Below are 21,915 nucleotides of genomic sequence, written 5' to 3'. Positions count from 1 at the left end.
TTCAAAACTTGAGTTCCATTCGTCGACTCCACAGTCGGCGTCTTAAGGGCTTACGCATGTCTGGCGTTTCCAGATGTCGCTCCCGAGGTCTGCCGCCTTTTTTCATACAAGTCGCCTGACAGGCTTACTGCGTAATTACTCTCAATTCGACCGATGTACGGGTGGTTTGAAAGGAATGAACAGATGCGGAGTATGTGGGTAGCCCCCCCTGTGCTGAGTCTGGCTGTCATGCTCGTGGCGGCCTGTGGCGAAAAAGAGGAAGCGCAGCCATCACCACCTCCACCTGCAGTCGAGGTGCTCAGTCTGGAGGCGCAGCCAGTCAGCAATATCGTGGAGTTGCCCGGGCGTGTAGAGGCTGTCGAGATGGCTGAAGTGCGCGCTCGGGTCGATGGCATCGTCAAGGAACGGCTGTACGAGGAAGGCACCAGAGTAGACGCCGGGGAAAAACTCTTCCAGATAGATCCTAGACAGATGCAGGCCGAACTCAATGCAGCTGAAGCGATGCTGGCGCGAGCCAGAGCGACTGCGCGGAGTGCAGCGCAGGATGTAGAGCGATACGATGGTCTCGTGGAAAAGCAGGCCATTAGCGAGCAGGAATTTGATACGGCGCAAGCGCGACTGCGCACAGCCCAGGCGGATGTGGCTGAAGCAGAAGCGGCCCTTGAAGCCGTGAAACTGAATCTCGGGTATACCTCGGTCGAGTCGCCAATCTCAGGTGTCGCTGGTCGAGCCGAAGTCACAGTTGGGGCGCTGGTCAAAGCGGGCGAAGCAACCCTGATGACCAGTGTCGAAAAACTTGATCCGGTTTACGTGAATTTTTCTCAGGCGAGCGCCGACCTGTTGGCGCTTCGGGCTGACATAGCATCAGGTGAGCTCGATCTTCCGGACGGGAGTCGGGTCGAGGTGAGATTGTTACTCGAGAACGGTAGCGAATATCCCCACCCCGGCTACGTCGACTTTCTGGCGATGTCGATAGATGAATCCACCGGAACGGTCGCGGCACGTGCACAGGTGCCCAATCCAGATCGAGCATTGCTGCCTGGCCAGTTCGTACGCACGAAGATTTACGCCGGCAAACGGGTTGACGGTCTGGTCGTTCCGCAGCGGTCAGTCATCATGACAAACAGTGGCGCAAGCGTGATGCTCGTCGACAAGGATGACAAGGCCGAGTCCAGAGAGGTCAGTCTCGGCAACATGCAGAATGGCAACTGGGTGGTGCAGGATGGCCTCGAGGCAGGAGACCGCATCATTGTAGAAGGCTGGCAGGACGCGCGCCCTGGCGAACCCGTGCGGCCCCGAGAGGCTAAGGAATCCGGAGAGGCCGAAGCCGAATGACGCCAACGTTTTTCATCCGTCGCCCGGTCTTAGCCTGGGTCATTGCGCTCACCATTCTTCTGACCGGAATACTGGCCCTGCGCGCGCTGCCGATAGAGCAGTATCCAACGATAGCCCCACCGGCCCTCAATATCAGTGTGACCTATCCAGGCGCCGATGCTTCCGTGCTTGAGATGAATGTGACTCGCATCATCGAAGAGGAGCTCAATGCTGTCGAAGGCTATCTGTACATGGACTCGACCAGCCGTTCGAATGGCAGTGCCGAGATCACACTCACGCTGGAGCCTGGCACAGACATCGATATCGCTCAGATGGAAGTGCAAAACCTGCTGAGCCGAATTGAGCAACGTCTCCCGGAGCCAGTACGGCGCCAGGGCATCCGGGTGTTTCAGGCCTCTGAAAACTTTTTGCTCATCATCGCCATGAAATCGGAAAGCGGCGATCGTAGCAGCGTCGAGCTGGGTCATTTTGCGACGACCAACGTGATCAGCGAGTTGCGACGAATCAAGGGTGTCGGCGATATTCAGCAGTTCTATACGCCCTATGCCATGCGCATCTGGCTGAATCCGGACCGTATGGCGAGCTTTGGAATTTCGGCAAGCGAAGTGCTGAACGTGGTACGACAGCAGAATAGCCAGGCGGCGGGCGGATCCCTCGGTGATTTGCCGCTCAGTGAAGACATCGAGATTACTGCACCGATCGAAACCCGTGGACGGTTCAGTACCCCGGAAGAGTTTGCCAACATCATCATTCGAGCTGAGTCGGATGGTTCCGTGATTCGTCTCAGTGATGTCGCCCGCGTCGAGCTTGGAGCGCAGAACTACAATTCGCAGAGTGAGCTGAACAATCAGTCCATCGCCGGTATGGCTGTACAGCTGGCGCCTGGCGCGAACGCGCTCGATACCGCAAGCGCCGTGAAACAGCGAATGAGCGAGCTGGAAGACAGCTTTCCAGAAGGCATTGGCTGGGACATCCCTTACGACTCGACGCCATTCATTTCCGCTTCGATTCAGCAGGTGCTGGTCACGCTGGCGCAGGCGATGATCCTGGTAGTGCTCGTCATGATCCTGTTTCTGCAGACCTGGCGAACGATGCTGGTGCCCACCATCGTCATTCCCATTACCCTGATTGGCACCTGCGCTGGTCTGTGGTTGCTGGGATTCACGATCAATCTGCTCAGCCTGTTTGCCATGGTACTCGCCATCGGTATTCTGGTAGACGACACCATTGTGGTCGTTGAAAACGTCAAGCGACTGATCGATGAGGAGGAGATGTCTCCATATGATGCCACTATGGAAGCCATGGGGCAGGTCACCGCGCCGATCATCGGTACTACATTGGCACTGGTGGTCGTATTTCTGCCGCTGGCCTTCTTTCCAGGTTCAACGGGTGGCATCTATCGGCAGTTTGCCGTCACGCTGTCTACTGCAGTGGGCATCTCTACCTTGCTTGCCCTGACGCTCACGCCTGCGATCTGTGCGACGCTGCTCAGGCCTGTCTTCGAGAACGACAACAAACGCGGCTGGAGCCAACGCATCTTTTCGCCTTTCAACAGGGGGTTGGACTGGAGTACTGAGCGCTACCACCGTGGAGTGGCAGGCGTGCTTGCCCATCCGCTGTTGTTTCTGTTGGGTTTTGCCGCCCTCCTGGCGCTGACGGTCTTCCTCTTTCTGCGAATGCCAAGCGCCTTCGTGCCGGAGGAAGATCAGGGTTCCGTGATGACGGTCATTCAGGCGCCGCCGGGATCCACCATCAAACGCACAACCGAGGCTGTGGAAAAGGTGAAGGCCTTCTATGCCGACGAACCCGCTGTCGATACCACGCTCGTCGTATATGGCTATAGCTACTTCGGTCAGGGGCAGGCAAACGCCATGGCCTTCGTTCGCCTGAAGCCCTGGGAAGAGCGGCCCGAAGCCGACCAGAGCGCACAGGCGCTGGTAGAGCGGAGCATGGGTGTATTTTCACAGATTGCCGAGGCCACCGTGATTGCCTTGAATCCGGCGCCAATTCCTGCGTTAGGTGAATCGGGGGGCTTCAGCTTCAAGCTGGAGGATCGCGGAGGAAAGGGATATCAGGCCTTGACCGAAGCACGCGATCAATTACTGGCTGCGGCCAGTAAGAGTGAGCTGCTCGAGAACGTCCGTCCTGAAGGGGCAGAAGACGTCCCAAGGCTGCGGGTCAATATCGACAGGATCAAGGCCAGGGCACTCGGACTGTCAATGAATGAGGTGAATTCCTCGCTCAGTACCGCTTTTGGCAGCGCCTACGCCAATGACTTCAACATGGATGGCCAGGTTCTGCAGGTGCTGTTACAGGCCGAGTCGCCGTTCCGGATGACGGCAGAAGATGTCACGAGCCTCAGGGTGGTGAATCAGCAGGGCGAGGGCGTACCCTTCGGCGCCTTCGCCGAGGTGGAGTGGATACTCGGGCCCAAGCAGTTGCAGCGTTATAACGGCTATCCTGCCATGACCATATCTGGCAGCGCTGCCAGCGCTTATTCCACCGGCGAAGCCATGGACGAAATGGCCAGGCTTGCTGGCGATCTGCCGCAAGGTTTCGCCTATGAGTGGTCGGGCATTTCATATGAGCAACAGCAGGCTTCGGGTCAGGTGGGCTTGTTGCTGGGCTTGTCCCTGCTAGCGGTGCTCATGGTGCTGGCAGCGCTGTACGAGAGCTGGACCATTCCCGTCGCGGTCCTGCTGGTAGTGCCTCTCGGCGCGCTCGGCGCCATCCTCGCTGCGATGTTGCGGGATCTCCCGGCCGGCGTGTACTTCAATGTCGGGCTGATTGCCATCATCGCGCTCTCTGCCAAGAATGCCATTCTCATCGTGCAGTTTGCGATAGAGGAGGAGGGAAGGGGGAAGTCACTGCATGACGCGGTGATGAGTGCCGTGCGCATGCGCTTCAGGCCGGTGCTGATGACCTCGCTGACCTTCATTCTCGGCATGCTTCCACTCGTGCTGGCCAGTGGTGCAGGGGCCGGGGCCAGAATAGCAGTAGGTACCGGTGTCATGGGCGGCATGATTCTGGCGACCTTGCTGGGACTGTTCTACATACCGCTGTTCTACATGGCTGTGAGGCGCTGGCTGAATCGTAAGCCGCCGACTGACCAAGGCCAGGCTGATGACGAGGACGAGGACCAAAGCGGAGATCGCAGACGTGGAGGCGAAGGTGAAGATAGAGAGCATCGAAAAGGCCGTGACGACGATGCAGGGGCGCCTGTCCATGTCTAGATTTGCCTGGTGCCTCCCTGTTATCGCGCTGCTGGCAGGCTGTCAGCTTGCGCCTGAACATGAAAGGCCTGAATCCCCAGCGGCAGACACCTACCCCGCGAGCTATCAGCCTGACGAAGGCCAGCTGGCCGCCAGTGATATCGCCTGGCGAGACTTTTTTAATGACCCCCGTCTGCAGCGGCTCATCGAAGTCGCGCTCGGTGCCAATCGTGAAATGCGTGTGGCGGTCGAGCGCATAGAAGAGGCGAGGGGGCAGTACGGCATCGAAGGGGCCAGTCGCTACCCCACGCTCGATGCGAATGCGGAAGCAACACGAGGTCGATTTCCAGCAGGCGCAGCGGCGGGTCAGGGCGGCGGGGCACCTGCCGCGGGTGGTAGTGATGTGGTCGAGTACTACTCCCTGGGTGTCGGGGTGTCAGCCTTCGAACTGGATTTCTGGGGTCGCGTTCGCAACCTGACAGAAGCTGCGCAGGCAGAGTATCTGCAGACGATAGAGGCGCAGAGGGCCTTCCGTTTATCTCTGATCGGAGATGTCGCCGCCACCTATCTCAGCCTGCGTGAAGCAGAGGAGCGAATCGCCTTGGCCATGGCCACTGTCGACAGCCGCCGGGATGCGCTACGCATCGCGAAAGTCAGGCTGGATGCGGGCATCACATCAGCGCTCGAATGGAATCAGTCACAGGCGCTGTTGACGCGAGCCGAGACAGAGCTGGCGGACTTGCGATTGATGCGGGCGCAACAGCGTAACTATCTTGTCCTGCTGGTGGGAGGTCCCCTGGAAGAATCGTTGCCGCCCGCAGTGCCCCTGGCCAATCAGATCGCCGATGAAACACTCGCCGCAGGACTACCGTCAGCCCTGATGTATCGGCGTCCGGATATCCTGGCCGCTGAAGCGTCGCTTCGTGCCGCCAGAGCGAACATCGGTGTCGCCAGAGCTGCCTTCTTTCCACAAATCTCATTAACGGGGAACTTTGGCTATGCCTCTACCGATCTCAATGATCTGATCAGCAGTGGTAACGAGACCTGGAGCGTCGGACCGGCAATCACACTACCCTTGTTCGATTTCGGCCGCAATGAAGGGCGGCTCACCGTCGCGGAAGCCCGCGAGAATATTGCCGTCGCGCAATATGAGCAGGCGATTCTCGCAGCCTTCCGCGAAGTCGCCGATGCACTCGCTGGGCGGCGGTATCTGGAAGAGCAGCTGGTGGCACAGGCCGAGAACGTAGCCACACTGAAGCGCATTGCCGACCTCGCCAACGACCGCTATGACGAGGGCGTGGTGAACTATCTACAGGTCCTGGACGCCGAGCGTAATCTCTTTGAAGCTGAGCAGAATTACGTTCAGATCAAGCGGGCTCAGGTACAGAACCTGGTGGAGTTGTATATAGCCTTGGGTGGCGGAACGGACGAACCAGAGCCGCCTACTTGATCCAGATCTGTTTTGCGTTCACAAATTCCTTTATGCCGTGAGGCCCAAGTTCCCGGCCAAAGCCTGAGCGTTTGACGCCGCCACTGGGGAGGCGCGGGTCAGTCTTCACAATGCCGTTGATCGCGACCTGGCCCGTATATAAACGTCTGGCCGCCTGCCTGGCTTGCTCGGTGTCCGCCATCCACAATGCCGCGCCCAAACCATACTCAGACTGGTTCGCCAACTCGATGGCCTGATCCAGGCTGTCTACCGCAATGACTACCATGACCGGACCAAAGGTTTCTTCATGGAAGGCACACATGGCAGGGCTGACATCGGTCAGCAGGGTGGGTGGATAGAAAAATCCCGACCCATCAGGCAACTCTCCCCCTAACAGACAGCTTGCGCCCGCCTCAATAGTCGCCTGAACCTGACGGTGAAGGTTTTGCTGCAGGTCTTTACGGGCAAGAGGACCAATATCCGTGGCTGCGTCGTTCGGGTCACCCATCCTGAGTTTTTCCAGGCGCGTCTTGACGCCTTCGACAAACCGACCATGGACACTTTTTTCAACCATGATGCGTTTCGCGGCGATGCATGATTGTCCGGCATTGATGATGCGCGACAGGGTGGCAATATCCATCGCCTTTTCCAGGTCAGCATCAGCCATCACAATGAAAGGGTCGGAGCCGCCCAGCTCCAGTACCGATGGCTTGATTTCCGAAGCCGCCATGGCCGCTACCTTGCTGCCTGCCGGGGCTGAACCAGTAAACGACACTGCCATTATTTGAGGGGCGCGAATAGCGGTTTCGACATCAGGCGTTTCAAGAGGGAGATTCACCACGATATTGTCAGGGGCGCCCGCGGCTTTGAAAGCATCACAGATGGCCTGGGCGCAACCAGGCACGTTTGGGTCGTGCTTCAAGGTACAAGTGTTACCGGCCATCAGTGATGGCGCCAGGTAGCGAAAGGCCAGCCAGAGCGGCGCATTCCACGGCAGAATGCCAAGCAAGACGCCCAGGGGCTCATAACTGACGTAGCTTTCGCTGGCATCGGACGCCAGATGTTCGTCGGCCAGGTAAGCCTCGGCATGTTCGGCGTAATGTTCGGCACACCAGGCGGATTTCTCGACTTCTGGCCCGCCTTCCTTGAGCGGCTTGCCCATTTCATCGGCCATGAGTTGGGCTAGCGCATCTTTCTGCTTGCGTAATTCGGCCGCGACATCCTTCAGGACCTGTGCGCGCTCGGGAAAGGACTTGTCTCGCCAGGCTGGAAATGCATCCTGCGCCAGCTGGATGCGATCATGAATGGCCTGCCCCTTCAATGAGGGGTATTCAGCGAGTCGTTGTTCTGTAAAAGGGTTGGTCGCTATCAACATGGAGTGGCCTCAGAGTTTATGGGGTGCTTTCAGACGTGTCTTTGCTTGCCTGGTCGTCTGAAGAGGCGTTTGTCTGTTTGGTCGCGGTCGAATTTTTTATCGAAGCCGAGCTGTCACGCTTATTTTTCTGGGCATCTAACTGAGTGACGCCTTTAGCGGCTTTATCTGGCTTCACCACGAAGTCGCGGTCCAGGGTAAAGAAAGACTCGCAACCGTCTTCAGTGAGATAAATAGTGTCCGAAATGCCGCAAGTCTTATCACCGTCGACCCCCCACATCCATGGGATGATATGCAAGGTCATGCCCGGTTCGAGTACCTTGGACTCGCCTTGCTTCAGACTGATGATATAGCCTTCGTCCCAACTTGGTGGGAAAGCGATACCAATGGAATACCCCGAGCGGGTGACCAGGGAGGCACCGACATTGTTGTCAGTGATGATATTACGGATAAGATTGTCAGCGTCACTCACGGTCATTCCCGGCTGAATATCCCGATGTAGACAATCCAGCGCATACTTCATTCGCTCCTGGGCCTTATACATCGAGTCAGTCAGCGTGCCCATGACGACGGTACGCATCATGGCAGTGTGATAACGACGATAGCAGCCGCCGACCTCCAGGAAGACGTGTTCATTGGCTTCGACAGTCCGGCCTTCCCATGTGGCATGACCAATCATGGTGCGCGGACCAGACGTCACATAGGGCATGACCGCAGGCGGTTCACCTCCGGCCCGGAACATCGCCGAGCTGATGGCCGCGCCTATCTCGTTTTCTGTGGCACCGACCACGCTGGCCTCTATGCCGGCCCGCATACCCTGTTCTGTCGCGTAGGCAGCCTTCCGCATCAACTGGATTTCGACCTCAGATTTGCGAATCCGGCCCTGCTCGACGATGCCAAAGCAGTCGAGCAGCTTGGCGTCTCGCAAGGTGGTATGTATGAAATCCTGCTGGTAGGCCGGAAAGAAGTAGCTGTTCCGCTCATAACCAATACGCTTGGTGGACAAGCCAAATTCCCGCAATGCATCCACGAGCATCTGAATGGCATCGCCCGTGTCGGGATAGGGCCGGGTTCGTTCCACCCAGGTCCTGGCGTAAATGTTCGACGCCTCCAGTGCACGGGTAATCATGAAAGGCTCGTCCTCAAGGGGAACGACCAGGGCCTGGAAAAAGGAGTAACCGGTGGTCTGGTAATCCGTCAGATACATGATGTTTTCGGGGTCGGTAATCACCACCGCATCCAGGTGGCGTTGCTGGATACGTAGACGCAGGTCGCTGAGTCGTCGTTCATACTCAGCGAAGGGGAAGGTCATATCATCACGAGGGATCATGACTGAGCCTCCATCACTGTTTTCAGATTGCGCAGCAAAATATCCAGGCCTTCCTTCAGGTCGCTCTCGGGAATGGTCAGAGGTGGAATCAGTTTGATGACGCGCCCGCCCGAACCACAGGCAGACACCAGTAGGCCGTCCTTGAAGCACGCGTTCACGATGGCCTTGGCAGGCTCGCCAGTGCCGACATCGATGCCCCAGATCATGCCCTGACCACGAACCTGGAGTCGCTTGAATTGTTGCTCCAGGGGTTTGATCGCCTTTTCCATCAGGCTGGCATGTTGCTTGACGAGATCCATGAACTCGTCATTTTCGAAATAAGCCAATGCTTCAGAGCCGGCCACGAAGGACAGGCCCTGGCCTCGGAAGGTGCCGGTGTGTTCTCCGGGCTTCCACAGGGCATCGATCTCAGGCTTGACCAGGTTCATGGCCAGGGGTGTGCCCATGCCGCCGACGCCCTTGGCCAGGCAGACGATATCGGGGTCGATGTCCATGCCGTCAAAACTGAAATAGGAGCCAGTTCGTCCACAACCTACCTGAATGTCGTCGACAATGAATATTGCGCCGAGTTCACGGGCCAGATCGCGGGCAGCTTTCAGCCATGTTCGGTCAGCGACATTGACGCCACCTTCCGCCTGAATAGTTTCGATCAGAAAGGCGGCAGGCGCCTCCAGACCGCTGGAGCTATCGAGGTATCGCGCGCGCAGGGCCTTCAGACTGTCGAGCCCACAACCCATGTCGCAGCCCAGGCAAGGCTTCTCGCAACCAAAGGCCGCATGCGACACGTGGTTCAGGGGGACGCCTGCGGCATTTCTGAAAATGGAATTGGACGTGCAGGCCAGAGAACCGAGTGTCATGCCATGAAAGCCGCGGCTGAAGGCAAGCACTTCCTTTCGTCCTGTAGCACGGCGGGCAATCTTCAAGGCCGCCTCGACGGCGTTTGTACCCGTCGGCCCCATGAACTGCATCTTGTGGGGCATGCCTCGCGGTTCCAGAATGATTCTGGCGAAGCGCTCCATAAAGGTCTGCTTGGCTTTGGTATGCATGTCCAGGCTATGAGTGACACCATTCGACTGAAGATGCTCAATCATGGCGTTTTTCATATGCTCATTGTTGTGGCCAAAGTTGAGCACGCCAGCACCGGCAAAAAAATCTATGTATTCATTGCCGTCAACGTCTGTCTGCCTGGCGTTGACAGCAGTATCGAAGATCACAGGATAGACGCGACAATAGCCTCTTACTTCGGATTCCCGTTGCTCGAATATATTCATGACATCTCTCCTTCAAGGTAAAATAAGTCTTATTGTTCCAAGATTATTCTGAGGTCGTTTACGGCAGATTTTAGTGAGGTATAGGGGCACCGACGAGTTTGGCGAACAGTCTCGTGACTGGCTCAAGCAGGCGATCGTTGAAATCGTAGTAGGCGCTATGACAGGGATGATGATGGTTATGGCCATCGTCCGCGCCTATCAGGGCAAATGCGCCCGGCACTGCCTTCAGGTAGTAACTGAAGTCTTCAGACGCCATGATCGGCACGGCAATATCGTGATCGAGCGAATGTTGATCGTTCAGGGCGAGCCATGCTTCGCGTACCGCCTTGGCTGACTGAGCGTGGTTTACCGTGGCTTGATAGCGGGGGGAAATCCTGACCTCACATTGCACGCCGTAGCTGGCTGCCGTGCTCAAGGCGATCTCCTCGATCAATTGATTGATGGTGTGTCGAGCAGATTCGGTTGCGATTCGGATACTGCCACCAATGCGGGCCTTTTCAGGTATGACGGTAGCGGCGCTGGGCGCCTCTATGGAGGTGATGCTCACGACATTCGCTTGTTGAGGCGGTAGGCGGCGACTGATGATTTGCTGGATATTCAGGACCATCGCGCTCGCCGCCAGCACCGGGTCTCGGCAGAGTTCAGGCTGGCTGGCATGGCCGCCTTGGCCAATCACTTCGATGTCGAAGGTGCCATTCCCGCACATGACGATGCCTTCAGGACAGACAAGTTGGGAGAATTTCAGGGCCGGCCAGTTGTGCCAGCCATAAATACAGTCGATGCCTTCGAGAGCGCCGTCCTCGATCATTTTTTTGGCGCCGTGCCCACCTTCTTCAGCAGGCTGAAATATCAGGGTAACCGGGCCGGGTAGCTGCGCTTCGACATGCTTGAGCCAGCGCGCGCTGGCCATCAGCGTCGCTGTGTGGCCGTCATGACCACAGGCATGCATGCAACCAGGATGAGTGGATGCCCAGTCCGGGGTGCTGCGTTCTTCGATGGGTAGTGCGTCGATATCGCCGCGTAAGGCGGTATGTCTGCCTGTGCCTTGCGGATTCAGAAAGGCCAGGGTGCCTGTGCCCGCGCACTCACGCCACGGAATGTTCAGGCTGGACAGCTCTTCCCGAATCCGCATCGCGGTACGATTTTCCTGCCACCCAAGTTCCGGGTGAGCGTGCAGCTCACGCCGAAAAGCCTGAGCACTTGAAAGCGTCTGCTGCCAGAAATCTTGCATAGACTGCCTCGTCGAGAGGGGAATGACAGCCGGAAAATCTCTCGATTGGCCGAGTCATTCAGGAGTTTGATCGATGAGTCTGCGTGATTGAAGCGATTGAGATTCGTTGTAAAAGGATTCGTTGCGCTTCAGATTGTTGTTTTTATGAGCAAAGACTATTGAAGATCTGATTCGATCTTATCTGTCCTGCGCGCAATACACAAATGAGGGGGGGCCTGGGTGTAGGCTGACAAACGAGGAGAGTACTGAGTGAGCACCTGAAAAATGGTGCCCAGACCCGGAATCGAACCAGGGACACGAGGATTTTCAATCCTCTGCTCTACCAACTGAGCTATCTGGGCATATCGTCTGCGCCGCTGGTGCTGCGCATCTGCGCGGTAACACCTGACTAACGATGGGGGCGTATTTAATCGCCTCCGGCTGCGGGTGTCAAGAGTCCGGTGTGGCTTTTAGGAAATTCAGTACATCAGCCAGCACTTTCGAGTCGCCAGCGTAGGGCCAGGCGAAGGCTGCAGCGAGGTCCATGTGGTTGAGATCGTCATAGAAGGCCGTCTTGAACGGCACGCCCTTGGCCTCCAGAGCCCCAACCAGGCGACGCAGATTCTGCTCGCCCACCAGCTCGTCCTGTAGCCCGTAAGCCAGCAGCATAGGCGGCTCGTTGCCATCGATGTAGTTCGTGACTTTCATCTCATAATAATCATTCGTCGTGGAAAATATCTTCTTGTAAGTCTCATCCTTCGGCTCGAAGTCATATGGACCGGCAAGGCCAATCACGCCATGTATCGACTCCAGCGAAGCGTCGGCCGTTTTCAGATAGCTTTTGTCAGCTACCACGAGGGCAGCAATGTGGGCGCCCGAGGAGTGGCCCATCAGAACGATATCTTTCGGATCGCCTTCATACTTACTAATGTTTGCCTGCACCCACGCCACCGCATCGGCTGCATCGTGCATGAAGCCAGGAAACAGCACTTCGGGATAGCGTCGGGTATCCGGCACGACCGTCAGGTAGCCGGACTTCGCCATCCGCTCACCTACAAAGGCATAGTTGGAGCGTGTCCCGCTCTCCCAGCCACCGCCGTGGAAGAAAATGACCGTCTTGAACGGTTTGCCGGACTGGCGCATGTCGTCCGGTGGCCGATAGATATCGAGCGCCAGCTGGTGCGCTTCGTTGAACACCACACCCTTGGTCACCTCAACATCGCTAAACAGCACCGGTGTGTTGACCACAGCAAACTTGGCGCTGCTGCAGCCAGCGAGGAACAAGGAAAGGCCCGTAGTCTTGACGAGCCTGCCAAGCCGGAAAATCGAAGACCGCATATTGACCTACTGCGTCATGTCACGGATTACGTAATGAAGAATGCCGCCATGCCTGAAGTAGGTCCACTCGGTATCGGTATCGATTCTGATATCAACTTTGAATGACGTGTCCTTGCCGGCGTCATCGGTGGCGACGATGTCGACCTCCTTCGGCGAGTCGCTCATCGAGCCAATCGTGAATCGCTCCTTGCCGGTCAGGCCAAGCGATTCTGCCGACTCGCCGGGCTTGAATTGCAGCGGCGCAACGCCGAAGCCAACCAGGTTGGACCGGTGAATGCGCTCGTAGCTTTCGGCGATGACGGCCTTCACGCCCAACAACTGCGTGCCTTTCGCCGCCCAGTCCCTGCTGGAACCTGTGCCGTATTCCTTGCCGGCCAGGACGAGCAGTGCTGTGTTATTACGCTTGTATCGTGTGGATGCCTCAAAGATATCGATAACATCCTCGGAGGGCCAATAGGTCGTCCAGCTGCCCTCTGTGCCGGGTGCCAGCTGGTTACGCAGTCTAACGTTCGCAAAGGTGCCCCGCATCATCACCTCGTGATTGCCGCGGCGGCTGCCGAGGCTGTTGAAGTCAGCAGGTAATACGGCTTGATCCTGCAGATATCGCCCCGCTGGGCTGTCCGGCCCGATGGCACCGGCTGGTGAGATGTGGTCGGTGGTAATCGAGTCGCCAACCTTCACCAGCACTCTGGCGTCGCGGATGGGGGCAAGTTCGGCCGGTTCGGGCTGCATGCCATCGAAGTAGGGCGGCTTGCGCACGTAGGTCGAGTCTGGCCATTCGTAGCGCTCGGAGGCCGGGACTTCGAGTTTCTGCCAGCTCTCAGTGCCCTTGAAGACGTCTGCGTATTTAGCGTTGAATGTGTCCGAAGACACGGTCGTGCGGACCAGTTCATCGATCTCTTCCCGCTTGGGCCAAATGTCCTGCAGGTAGACTGGCTTGCCATCGGCATCTTCGCCAAGCGCGTCCTTGTACAGGTCGATCTTCATTGAACCCGCCAGGGCGTAAGCCACGACCAGCGGGGGAGAAGCCAGATAATTGGCTCTCACATCTGAATGAATCCGGCCTTCGAAATTACGGTTGCCTGAAAGGACGGCTGTGACCGTCAGATCCTTTTCATTGATGGCCTTGCTGATCGCTTCAGGCAAGGGCCCCGAGTTACCGATACAGGTGGTGCAGCCAAAGCCGACGATATTGAAGCCGAGCTGCTGCAGATCATCCAGCACACCGGCCTGTTCAAGATAAGCAGGCACGACCTGCGAGCCGGGGGCGAGGGAAGTCTTCACCCAGGGCTTCACCTGAAGGCCTTTGCGGGCTGCATTGCGGGCCACGAGGCCTGCAGCGATCATGACATCCGGATTCGAAGTATTGGTACAGGAGGTGATCGCCGCAATGACGACATCACCATGATTCAGCTCGAAGGACTTACCCTCCATAGACACAGTGGCTGATGCATTGACATCAGCCTCATCGCCGCTGCGCTCGCCAAGGCTGCGCGACAGGTAGTCGTTGAAGGACTGCTTCGCCTGTGTGAGCGAAATCCTGTCCTGTGGCCGCTTGGGTCCGGCAATGCTTGGTACTACATCGGCCAGGTCCAGCTGGAGCGTGTCCGAAAACGAGCTCTTGTCGAGTGCGACCGCTGGAGCGATATCACCGCCACTCTGCGGCTGCGCTTCATTCGCGCCATAGCGCCACAAGCCTTGCGCCTTGGCGTATTTTTCTACCACGCCGAGCTGTGTTTCAGAGCGGCCGGACAGTTTCAGATACTGCATGGTCTGCTGGTCGATCGGGAAGATGCCGCAGGTCGCCCCATATTCCGGTGCCATATTGGCGATGGTCGCCCGATCCGCCAGGGGCAGGCTGTCGAGGCCGTCGCCGAAGAATTCGACGAACTTGCCCACCACACCTTTCTTGCGCAGCATTTGCGTGACCGTCAAGACAAGATCCGTTGCAGTCGCGCCTTCAGGCAGACGGCCAAACAGTTCGAAGCCAATCACAGCGGGGGCCACCATGGTCACAGGCTGGCCCAGCATCGCTGCTTCAGCCTCCAGGCCGCCCACGCCCCAGCCGAGTATGCCAAGGCCGTTGATCATGGTGGTGTGCGAGTCTGTGCCAACCAGGGTATCGGGATAAAGCAGGGCGCCTTCGTCGGATTTCGTCTGCATCACGACCTGGCCGAGAAACTCGAGGTTGACCTGGTGCACGATACCGGTGCCTGGCGGTACGACGCGGAAATTATCGAACGAGAGCTGTCCCCAGCGCAGAAATCGGTAGCGCTCTTCGTTGCGCTGGAACTCGATTTTGGTGTTCAGGTCGAGCGAGTCCTTCGAGCCAAAGTAATCCACCATGACACTGTGGTCGATGACGAGATCTACCGGCACGCGTGGATTGATCTGCTTCGGGTCACCCCCTAGATCAGCCACGGCATCCCGCATCGCAGCCAGGTCAACTACCGCCGGGACGCCGGTGAAATCCTGCAAGACCACTCGCGAGGGGATGAACTGGACCGGAATGTTCGCGAGGTCCTGGGGGCTCGCAGAGGGCGACCATCGGCACAGAGCCTCGATATCTGCATGGTTGATGGCCTTGCCATCCTCGTTCCGCAGCAGATTCTCGATCAGGATCCGGATGGAAAACGGCAGCTTGCTGATGCCGAATTCCTGCTCGAGCGCCTTGAGGTCGAAATAGCGATAAGCAGTGCCATCGATGTCGAGCTTTGAAAGCGCGTGGAAGGTGTTCGAGTCTGCGGTGGTCATACTGTAGCTCCGAGTCCATGGTTTGATGGCGTAAGTGTTAAGCCTGATACGAAAGATCTTGCCGCGCAGACTGAGATGCCGATGTGGACCGTATATTGCGTGGCAGAGTCTCTACCTGAGAACGCTTACGCGGCGGCCTGGTCGCCGCGGTCTCATCATTCAAGGAGTTTTTATATGGATCTCATTCGTATCCTGATCGCTATCCTCTTGCCACCATTGGGAGTTTTCCTGCAAGTGGGCATCGGCAAGCATTTCTGGATCAATATCGTGCTCACTCTTCTCGGCTATATTCCGGGCATCGTTCATGCCGTCTGGATCATCGCCAAGCGTTAGAATCTTGTCAGTCTTACAAGAAGACCGACCGTTTATGGTTCAACAGGGGGCACATAGCCCTCTGCAGTATCCACACCTTCATTTGAAAAGAACTTGTGCATCTGCTCCTGCAGATATTTCCGGTTTTCCGGGTCCATCAGGTTCAGGTGCTTTTCGTTGATGAGCAAGGTCTGATGCTGCAGCCACTCCAGCCAGGCTTTCAACGAAACATGTTCATACAGGTCCTGGCCTATCTTGCCGGGCATCGGGGGCTGGTCCAGTCCGGGCAGTTCCTTCTGATATTTTCTACAGAACACTGTGCGTGTCATTGTACGTTCTCCAAGAATAAGACCTGTTGCTCTCCAGAGGAAAAATCGAGCGATAACTGCCCGACTCCCGTTCTGGCGAATGTTTTCAATAGGGACATGATCGGCGCAGGCAGCGCGATTGAATCAAGCCCTTTCAGTTCGTGCCACTGGTAAGTACCGTCAGCGAGCCGCTCTGGATGAACTGTGCCAGCGCTAGCATCATCCACAGCCAGGTACACCGGCGTCATCATCAGCCGATAGTGAGTAAAATCATGTTGTATCGTGGATCCGGTATAACTGTCGAGGCCTGGATGCAAGGGCAGGCCGAGGAGGCGGGAGAAGACCTCTCCAGCTTCGGGAAGGGGGGCGTCCTTGTCCGTTTCCGGCAGCGACCAGAGTCCGCCCCAGAGGCCGGATGAGGGTCTTTTTTCCAGCAGCACACGGCGTCGGTCGTGTGCGACCAGCACAAAACGGTGGCGAATGGGGCGCACCTGTTTCGGCTTAGGCGCCGGGATCACAGCAGTGAGTGCCTTGGCTCTCGCGACACAGTGTTCGGCGACGGGGCAGCGCTCACAAGCCGGCCGGCGACGGGTGCACAGCGTAGCGCCGATATCCATCATCGCCTGGTTGTAGGCTGCGGTGGAGGCAGTCGGCGTAAGACTGGCGGCCAGTGACCACAGTGACTTCTGTACACTGCCCTGACCGGGCCAGTCCCGAATACCGGCGTAGCGGCACAGCACGCGCTTGACATTGCCATCGAGAATCACGCCGTATGCGCCCTGACCGAGCGAGCGTATGGCCCCAGCCGTTGAGCGCCCAATGCCCGGAAGCTCCGTCAGTGCTTCAAGCGATTCAGGGAGGGCGCGGCTTGTGGTAGTACTGACGATACCAGCAGCCTTGTGCAGATTTCTGGCGCGGGCATAATAGCCAAGCCCGGCCCAATAGGGCATGACTTCAGCCTCTGTTGCGGCGGCGAGACTGGCGATGTCGGGAAAGCGCTGCATGAAGCGCTCGAAGAAATATTTCACGCGCTCGACCTGAGTCTGTTGCAGCATGATTTCCGACACCCATACACGGTAGGGTGTTCTCGGATTTTGCCAGGGCAGGTCATGGCGGCCATGTTCAGCTGCCCAGGCAAGTACGGCAGTGGCAAAGTCAGTCAAGGTCATATCCGAAAGAAGGTTCGACGAAATGGAAAGCAATCAAAGCCAATACCACGCAGAGTAACAGACCATGGCAGTCAGCATCACCACTGAAATCAAACGGAACTTCGTCATTGAAGCACCATTGGACAACGTTTTCGAAGTCCTGGCGGACGTACCGACATCCGCGTCCTATTTTCCCAAGCTCGAGCAGCTCACCGACCTGGGTGATAACTGCTACCGCTGGGCACTGAAGCGCATAGGCGTCGACAAACATTCACTGCAGACGGTATACGCCTGCCGCTACATCAGCGATCGGGCTGCCGGCACTGTTCGCTGGGAGCCGATCGAGGAGCCTGCCTCAGGCGATGACAACAGCATCGTGAAGGGGCAATGGACGCTCGAAGCCGAGCGCGACGTTCAGGGCAATGAGGTCACCCGCTGTCATTTCAGCAACACCGGTACGGTCACCTTGCCGCTGCCTGGCATCATGAAGCTGGCTGCCAGCCCACTGGTGAAGCACGAGTTCAACACCCTCATTGATGACTACACAGAAAATCTTCAACAGGGCCTGGCTAGTTGATACAGGCGCCTTCAGGTATACTGCGCCGCATATATACAGCCGGAATAGAAGCATGTCCAAGACGCCTATGAACGACAGCAACGGAGTTTCGACCACCTCATTCGGTGAGGCCCGCATCGCTGAAGTGACCCGCAACACCAATGAAACGCAGATCAACTGCAGCATCAACCTGGATGGCACCGGCAAGGGCGACTTTGACACCGGTGTTCCCTTCCTTGAGCACATGCTCGATCAGGTGGCGCGTCATGGCATGATCGATATCCGTATTCATGCCAAGGGTGATCTGCACATCGATGCGCACCACACGGTCGAAGACGTTGGTATCACGCTGGGTCAGGCCTTCACAAAGGCGCTTGGCGACAAGACCGGCATCCGTCGTTACGGTCACGCCTATGTTCCGCTCGATGAAGCACTGTCGAGGGTCGTTCTCGATTGTTCTGGTCGTCCCGGCCTGGAAATGGATGTCGAATTTACGCGGGCGAGTATCGGCCAGTTCGATGTCGACCTCTTTTACGAATTCTTCCAGGGTTTCGTCAACCACGCCCTGGTGTCGCTGCATATCGACAATCTCAAGGGTCGAAATGCCCACCACCAGGCTGAAACCATCTTCAAGGCCTTCGGCAGGGCGCTCAGGATGGCCATAGAGCCTGATCTGCGCATGGCAGGCATCATGCCTTCCACCAAGGGGTGCCTGTAACGCCATGGCAGGTACGATTGGCGTCATCGACTATGGCATGGGTAATCTGCACAGTGTGGTCAAGGCACTGCAGCGAGTGTCCCCCGATAGCAAGGTCTCGCTGCTGACCGATCCGGAGCAGCTGAACAAGGCCGACCGCATCGTTCTACCTGGCGTAGGGGCTATTCGAGATTGCATGGCGGAAATCAGGCATCTCTGTTTCGATGAAGCTATCAACAGCTGGCTGCCGCTGGGGCGTCCCATGCTGGGTGTCTGTGTCGGTATGCAGGTGTTGCTGGACCATAGCGACGAGAATGGCGGTGTGGCTGGCATGGGGCTCATACCCGGTCGCCTTCACAAGTTCCCCGAGCGAATGCTGGAAAAAGGTCTGAAGATTCCGCACATGGGCTGGTCGGCAGTGACTCAAGTGGCTGGTGCAGGTGGCACGACAGCACATCCACTGTTCGAGGGGATCGCCGATGGCACTCGCTTCTATTTCGTGCACTCCTATTATGCTGATGTCAGCGAAACCGAATCCGTATGCGCTACCGCTGCTTATGAGGTTGAAGTAACGGCAGCCCTGGCCAGAGACAATATCTTTGCCACCCAGTTTCATCCCGAAAAAAGTCACGACGCTGGCCTGAGGCTCTTGCAGAATTTTTCCCGCTGGTCCTGCTGACCAGATGGCGGCTCCTCCAGGTCTGAATACCGAATTCATTTATCAGAGGTCACTCTCATGTTAGTCATCCCGGCAATCGACCTGAAAGATGGTCAATGTGTGCGCCTGCGTCAGGGCCGCATGGACGAATCCACGGTCTTCTCGACTGATCCCCTGAAAGTAACGGCGCGTTGGATAGATGCGGGCGCTCGTCGTATCCATCTGGTCGACCTTAATGGCGCCTTTGCTGGCGAGCCAGTCAATGGCGAAATCGTTCGGGATATCGTGCAGGAGTATCCGGATCTCGAATCACAGATCGGCGGTGGTATTCGTGATCTCAAGACTGTCGAGCACTACCTCAATCTTGGCGTTGATTACGTCATCATCGGCACCATGGCGGTCAAGAACCCAGATTTCGTTCGCGAAGCCTGCCAGGCGTTTCCAGGCAAGATCATCGTAGGTATCGATGCGAAGGATGGCTGGGTGGCCGTGGAAGGCTGGGCCGAAGTCAGTAACGTCAGAGCAGAGACGCTGGCAAGGAACTTTGCTGATTCTGGCGTCAACAGCATCATCTATACCGATATCGATCGCGACGGCATGATGCAGGGCGTGAATGTGGCCGCCACAGAAGCGCTGGCTGGCGCTTGTGAACTGCCTATCATCGCTTCGGGTGGTATTACCTCAATGGAAGACATCGTTCGCCTGCAGTCGGCCTGTCTGCGCGGTACAAAGAGCGGCAATGGCGGCATTGTGGGCGCGATTTCCGGTCGTGCCATCTATGAAGGCACGCTGGATTTTGCCGAGGCGCAGGCTTACTGCGACCGTATGCGCGAAGAGCACGGCTGAGAGAGGACGTCCTGATGGGACTCGCAAAGCGTATTATTCCCTGCCTCGATGTCGACAACGGTCGCGTCGTCAAAGGTGTGAAGTTTGAAGGTATCCGTGACGCGGGCGATCCGGTAGAAATTGCCCGCCGTTATAACGAAGAAGGTGCGGACGAAATTACCTTTCTCGATATTACGGCCAGTCATGAGGATCGCGACACGACCTATCATATCGTCGAGCGGATGGCGGGGAGCGTGTTTATCCCGCTGACGGTTGGCGGCGGCGTTCGCAAGCTCATGGATATTCGACATCTGCTGAACGCTGGCGCCGACAAGGTGAGCATCAATACTGCCGCCGTGTTCAATCCTGAATTCGTATTCGAAGCCTCTCAGCGTTTCGGTAGCCAGTGTATCGTGGTTGCCATCGACGCCAAGCAGGTCTCGCAGCCAGGCGAGCCCCCACGCTGGGAAATCTTCACCCATGGTGGGCGTAAGCCTACCGGCCTCGATGCCGTCGAATGGTCGCGCAAGATGGTTGGCCTCGGTGCGGGCGAGATCCTGCTGACCAGTATGGATAGGGATGGCACCCGTGATGGCTTCGATCTCGCGCTGACTTGTGCGGTCAGCGAAGCCGTGAGTGTGCCGGTCATCGCTTCTGGCGGCGTTGGCAAACTGCAGCATCTTGCCGATGGAGTCATCGAAGGGCGGGCGGATGCCGTATTGGCTGCTAGCATCTTTCATTTTGCCGAGTACACCATTGGCGAAGCCAAGCAGTACATGGCAGAACGCGGTATTGAAATGCGTCTGTAATTTGCCGAGGACAGTGTAGATGGTGGAAGTGGAGACGGGTGGGTTTCCCGGATGTGCCAGATTGACACTGTCCCCGAACAATGCGTTTGGCTGGCGGAACAATCTCAGGTTCATCGCCTGCCTGTCGCTAATCTCACTGACTAGCGCGATTTACCTCTTCACTATAGGCGCGACTCTCGTGCTCTTTTTCACAGTGATCGAGCTCTCGCTGCTGACCTACCTTACCTACAGGATTTGCCGTCGCTGCCTCACCAGGGAAATCATCGAGCTGTCAGAGACCGAGGTCACCCTCGAGCGGGGCTACCGTCGTCTCGAGTTCCGCTGTTCAATGGAGAGAGTGGCCACCCGCATAGAGGTGGACAGGGACAGATGGAAAAGTCTGCAGCTCTTCCTGGTCTGCCGCCAGAACAGGGTGCCAATTGGCATGGAGTTGAATGAGGCAGATCGGGAACATCTGCTGAGACAGCTACGGATACTGGTAGACGGGTATCAGAACCGCTTTGCGATCCTGTCGTAGTCTACGCTCGCTGGTGTACCATCCTGTGCGATTTGCATGAGCCCACTGACGCTGGCGATGGTCACGCCAGCCTCTCCAAGCAGCGCAAGTTCCTCCCGCAATACATCGATGGTCTCACGATAAGGGTGGCCTATGGCGATCGCTGTGCCGTTCTTGCGTGCCAGGCTGATGAGACGTTTGAATTGAAAACGTATCTCTTCCCGCTCGACGACATGATCCAGAAAGACGTCCCGCTTCATCGCTGGGATATCGTGGTCAAGCGCCGTATTCAGCGCGACCGTCTGTGCCGTGGTGCGGCTGTCGATAAAGTAGAGCGGGGGGATTCGGGCCTGCTGGATAATGGTCATGACGGCGGACATCGCACGGCGATCCTGCGTCAACAGACTGCCCATATGGTTGTTGACGCCGGAGACGAACGGAATGTCGTCGAGCGCATTCTGTAAGGTCGCCTTGATTTGCAGATCGCTCATATCTTCGGTGAGCGCGCCTTCACCAAGCGCCATGCTATAGATATTCTGCATGGGCATGTGCAGCATGATTTCCTTGCCCTGCCGGTGAGCCTCTGCAGCATGACGACCAGTCGCAGCACGATGAGGCAGAAAGGCCAAAGTTAGCGGTGCATCGAGTGCGATGACTTCACGCCCATTACCATTATCGTGACCCATGTCGTCGATGATAATGGCGATGGCGGGCAAAGGGGCTTCATCATAGCCGCCTGCCTCCATCTCCAGCACTGACGGAACTTCGGCTGCGGCAAACGGAGGTAGCGCTAGCAGGAGCAAGACAGCTGCCCACAACGGTCCCGCCCGCCCCCGTAAGCGGGAACACGGCAAA

At 57.2% G+C, this 21,915-nt stretch carries 19 protein-coding genes and 1 tRNA gene; 10 read left to right on the top strand and 10 right to left on the bottom strand.

Going from position 1 to position 21,915, the window contains the following annotated elements; genetic code table 11:
• The first annotated feature begins 183 nt into the window (after positions 1 to 183).
• From ABD735_RS17115 to ABD735_RS17105, 3 genes are read left to right on the top strand one after another with little or no spacing between them, the layout of a single operon-like run.
• Complete coding sequence (locus tag ABD735_RS17115; protein WP_344808723.1) at positions 184 to 1,335, top strand: efflux RND transporter periplasmic adaptor subunit; 1,152 nt, start codon at positions 184 to 186, stop codon at positions 1,333 to 1,335.
• Positions 1,332 to 4,568, top strand: a complete 3,237-nt coding sequence (locus ABD735_RS17110) for a multidrug efflux RND transporter permease subunit (RefSeq protein ID WP_344808721.1) — start codon at positions 1,332 to 1,334, stop codon at positions 4,566 to 4,568. The genes ABD735_RS17115 and ABD735_RS17110 overlap by 4 nt, the downstream gene beginning before the upstream one ends.
• Positions 4,507 to 5,997: an efflux transporter outer membrane subunit gene (locus ABD735_RS17105; protein ID WP_344808719.1), complete on the top strand. Its 1,491-nt coding sequence runs from the start codon at positions 4,507 to 4,509 to the stop codon at positions 5,995 to 5,997. The genes ABD735_RS17110 and ABD735_RS17105 overlap by 62 nt, the downstream gene beginning before the upstream one ends.
• On the opposite strand, the gene ABD735_RS17100 is transcribed toward ABD735_RS17105, so the two are convergent.
• From ABD735_RS17100 to acnA, 7 genes are all read right to left on the bottom strand, one after another.
• Positions 5,990 to 7,351 (bottom strand): NAD-dependent succinate-semialdehyde dehydrogenase, encoded by a 1,362-nt coding sequence (locus ABD735_RS17100; protein ID WP_344808717.1) that lies wholly within the window; start codon positions 7,349 to 7,351, stop codon positions 5,990 to 5,992. The two genes, ABD735_RS17105 and ABD735_RS17100, sit on opposite strands and share 8 nt — an antisense overlap.
• Before the next feature lie 16 nt (positions 7,352 to 7,367).
• Positions 7,368 to 8,678, bottom strand: a complete 1,311-nt coding sequence (gene doeA / locus ABD735_RS17095) for an ectoine hydrolase (RefSeq protein WP_344808715.1) — start codon at positions 8,676 to 8,678, stop codon at positions 7,368 to 7,370.
• Positions 8,675 to 9,949, bottom strand: a complete 1,275-nt coding sequence (locus tag ABD735_RS17090; RefSeq protein ID WP_344808713.1) for an aspartate aminotransferase family protein — start codon at positions 9,947 to 9,949, stop codon at positions 8,675 to 8,677. The genes doeA and ABD735_RS17090 overlap by 4 nt, the downstream gene beginning before the upstream one ends.
• A gap of 70 nt (positions 9,950 to 10,019) precedes the next feature.
• Positions 10,020 to 11,180: a N(2)-acetyl-L-2,4-diaminobutanoate deacetylase DoeB2 gene (doeB2, locus tag ABD735_RS17085; protein ID WP_344808711.1), complete on the bottom strand. Its 1,161-nt coding sequence runs from the start codon at positions 11,178 to 11,180 to the stop codon at positions 10,020 to 10,022.
• Positions 11,181 to 11,445: 265 nt separating this feature from the next.
• Positions 11,446 to 11,521: transfer RNA gene (locus ABD735_RS17080), tRNA-Phe, on the bottom strand.
• Between the two features lie 88 nt (positions 11,522 to 11,609).
• Positions 11,610 to 12,497: an alpha/beta hydrolase gene (locus tag ABD735_RS17075; protein WP_344808709.1), complete on the bottom strand. Its 888-nt coding sequence runs from the start codon at positions 12,495 to 12,497 to the stop codon at positions 11,610 to 11,612.
• Positions 12,498 to 12,503: 6 nt separating this feature from the next.
• A complete protein-coding gene (gene acnA, locus ABD735_RS17070; RefSeq protein WP_344808707.1) occupies positions 12,504 to 15,251 on the bottom strand; it encodes an aconitate hydratase AcnA in 2,748 nt (915 codons plus the stop codon).
• 174 nt (positions 15,252 to 15,425) lie between these two features.
• Between acnA and ABD735_RS17065 the strand changes: the two genes are divergently transcribed.
• Entirely contained in the window at positions 15,426 to 15,584 is a 159-nt protein-coding gene (locus tag ABD735_RS17065; protein WP_344808705.1) for a YqaE/Pmp3 family membrane protein, read from the top strand.
• Between the two features lie 32 nt (positions 15,585 to 15,616).
• Here ABD735_RS17065 and ABD735_RS17060 read toward each other — a convergent pair whose 3' ends face one another.
• Entirely contained in the window at positions 15,617 to 15,892 is a 276-nt protein-coding gene (locus ABD735_RS17060; protein ID WP_344808703.1) for an oxidative damage protection protein, read from the bottom strand.
• Positions 15,889 to 17,040 (bottom strand): A/G-specific adenine glycosylase, encoded by a 1,152-nt coding sequence (mutY, locus tag ABD735_RS17055; RefSeq protein ID WP_344808701.1) that lies wholly within the window; start codon positions 17,038 to 17,040, stop codon positions 15,889 to 15,891. The genes ABD735_RS17060 and mutY overlap by 4 nt, the downstream gene beginning before the upstream one ends.
• A 64-nt stretch (positions 17,041 to 17,104) precedes the next feature.
• On the opposite strand from mutY, the gene ABD735_RS17050 reads away from it, so the two are divergent.
• The 6 genes from ABD735_RS17050 to ABD735_RS17025 all read left to right on the top strand — a co-directional run bounded on the left by ABD735_RS17050 (position 17,105) and on the right by ABD735_RS17025 (position 21,081).
• Positions 17,105 to 17,596, top strand: a complete 492-nt coding sequence (locus tag ABD735_RS17050) for an SRPBCC family protein (protein WP_344808699.1) — start codon at positions 17,105 to 17,107, stop codon at positions 17,594 to 17,596.
• A gap of 52 nt (positions 17,597 to 17,648) precedes the next feature.
• The gene (gene hisB, locus ABD735_RS17045; protein WP_344808697.1) at positions 17,649 to 18,293 is read left to right on the top strand and encodes an imidazoleglycerol-phosphate dehydratase HisB; all 645 of its coding nucleotides are present in this window, start codon (positions 17,649 to 17,651) and stop codon (positions 18,291 to 18,293) included.
• A gap of 4 nt (positions 18,294 to 18,297) precedes the next feature.
• A complete protein-coding gene (gene hisH, locus ABD735_RS17040) occupies positions 18,298 to 18,951 on the top strand; it encodes an imidazole glycerol phosphate synthase subunit HisH (protein WP_344808695.1) in 654 nt (217 codons plus the stop codon).
• A 57-nt stretch (positions 18,952 to 19,008) separates the two neighbouring features.
• Positions 19,009 to 19,776, top strand: coding sequence for a 1-(5-phosphoribosyl)-5-[(5-phosphoribosylamino)methylideneamino]imidazole-4-carboxamide isomerase (gene hisA, locus ABD735_RS17035; RefSeq protein ID WP_344808693.1), 768 nt, complete (start codon positions 19,009 to 19,011; stop codon positions 19,774 to 19,776).
• A 14-nt stretch (positions 19,777 to 19,790) separates the two neighbouring features.
• A complete protein-coding gene (gene hisF / locus ABD735_RS17030) occupies positions 19,791 to 20,564 on the top strand; it encodes an imidazole glycerol phosphate synthase subunit HisF (protein ID WP_344808691.1) in 774 nt (257 codons plus the stop codon).
• A 61-nt stretch (positions 20,565 to 20,625) separates the two neighbouring features.
• Complete coding sequence (locus tag ABD735_RS17025; RefSeq protein WP_344808689.1) at positions 20,626 to 21,081, top strand: DUF2244 domain-containing protein; 456 nt, start codon at positions 20,626 to 20,628, stop codon at positions 21,079 to 21,081.
• On the opposite strand, the gene ABD735_RS17020 is transcribed toward ABD735_RS17025, so the two are convergent.
• Positions 21,054 to 21,878 (bottom strand): divergent polysaccharide deacetylase family protein, encoded by an 825-nt coding sequence (locus ABD735_RS17020; protein WP_344808687.1) that lies wholly within the window; start codon positions 21,876 to 21,878, stop codon positions 21,054 to 21,056. The genes ABD735_RS17025 and ABD735_RS17020 overlap by 28 nt on opposite strands.
• Between the last annotated feature and the right edge of the window lie 37 nt (positions 21,879 to 21,915).

This window comes from Allohahella marinimesophila, assembly GCF_039538005.1.
Classification (GTDB): domain Bacteria; phylum Pseudomonadota; class Gammaproteobacteria; order Pseudomonadales; family Oleiphilaceae; genus Allohahella; species Allohahella marinimesophila.
Note: the sequence above shows the minus strand (reverse complement) of the source record. Positions and strands in the feature narration are given on the sequence as shown.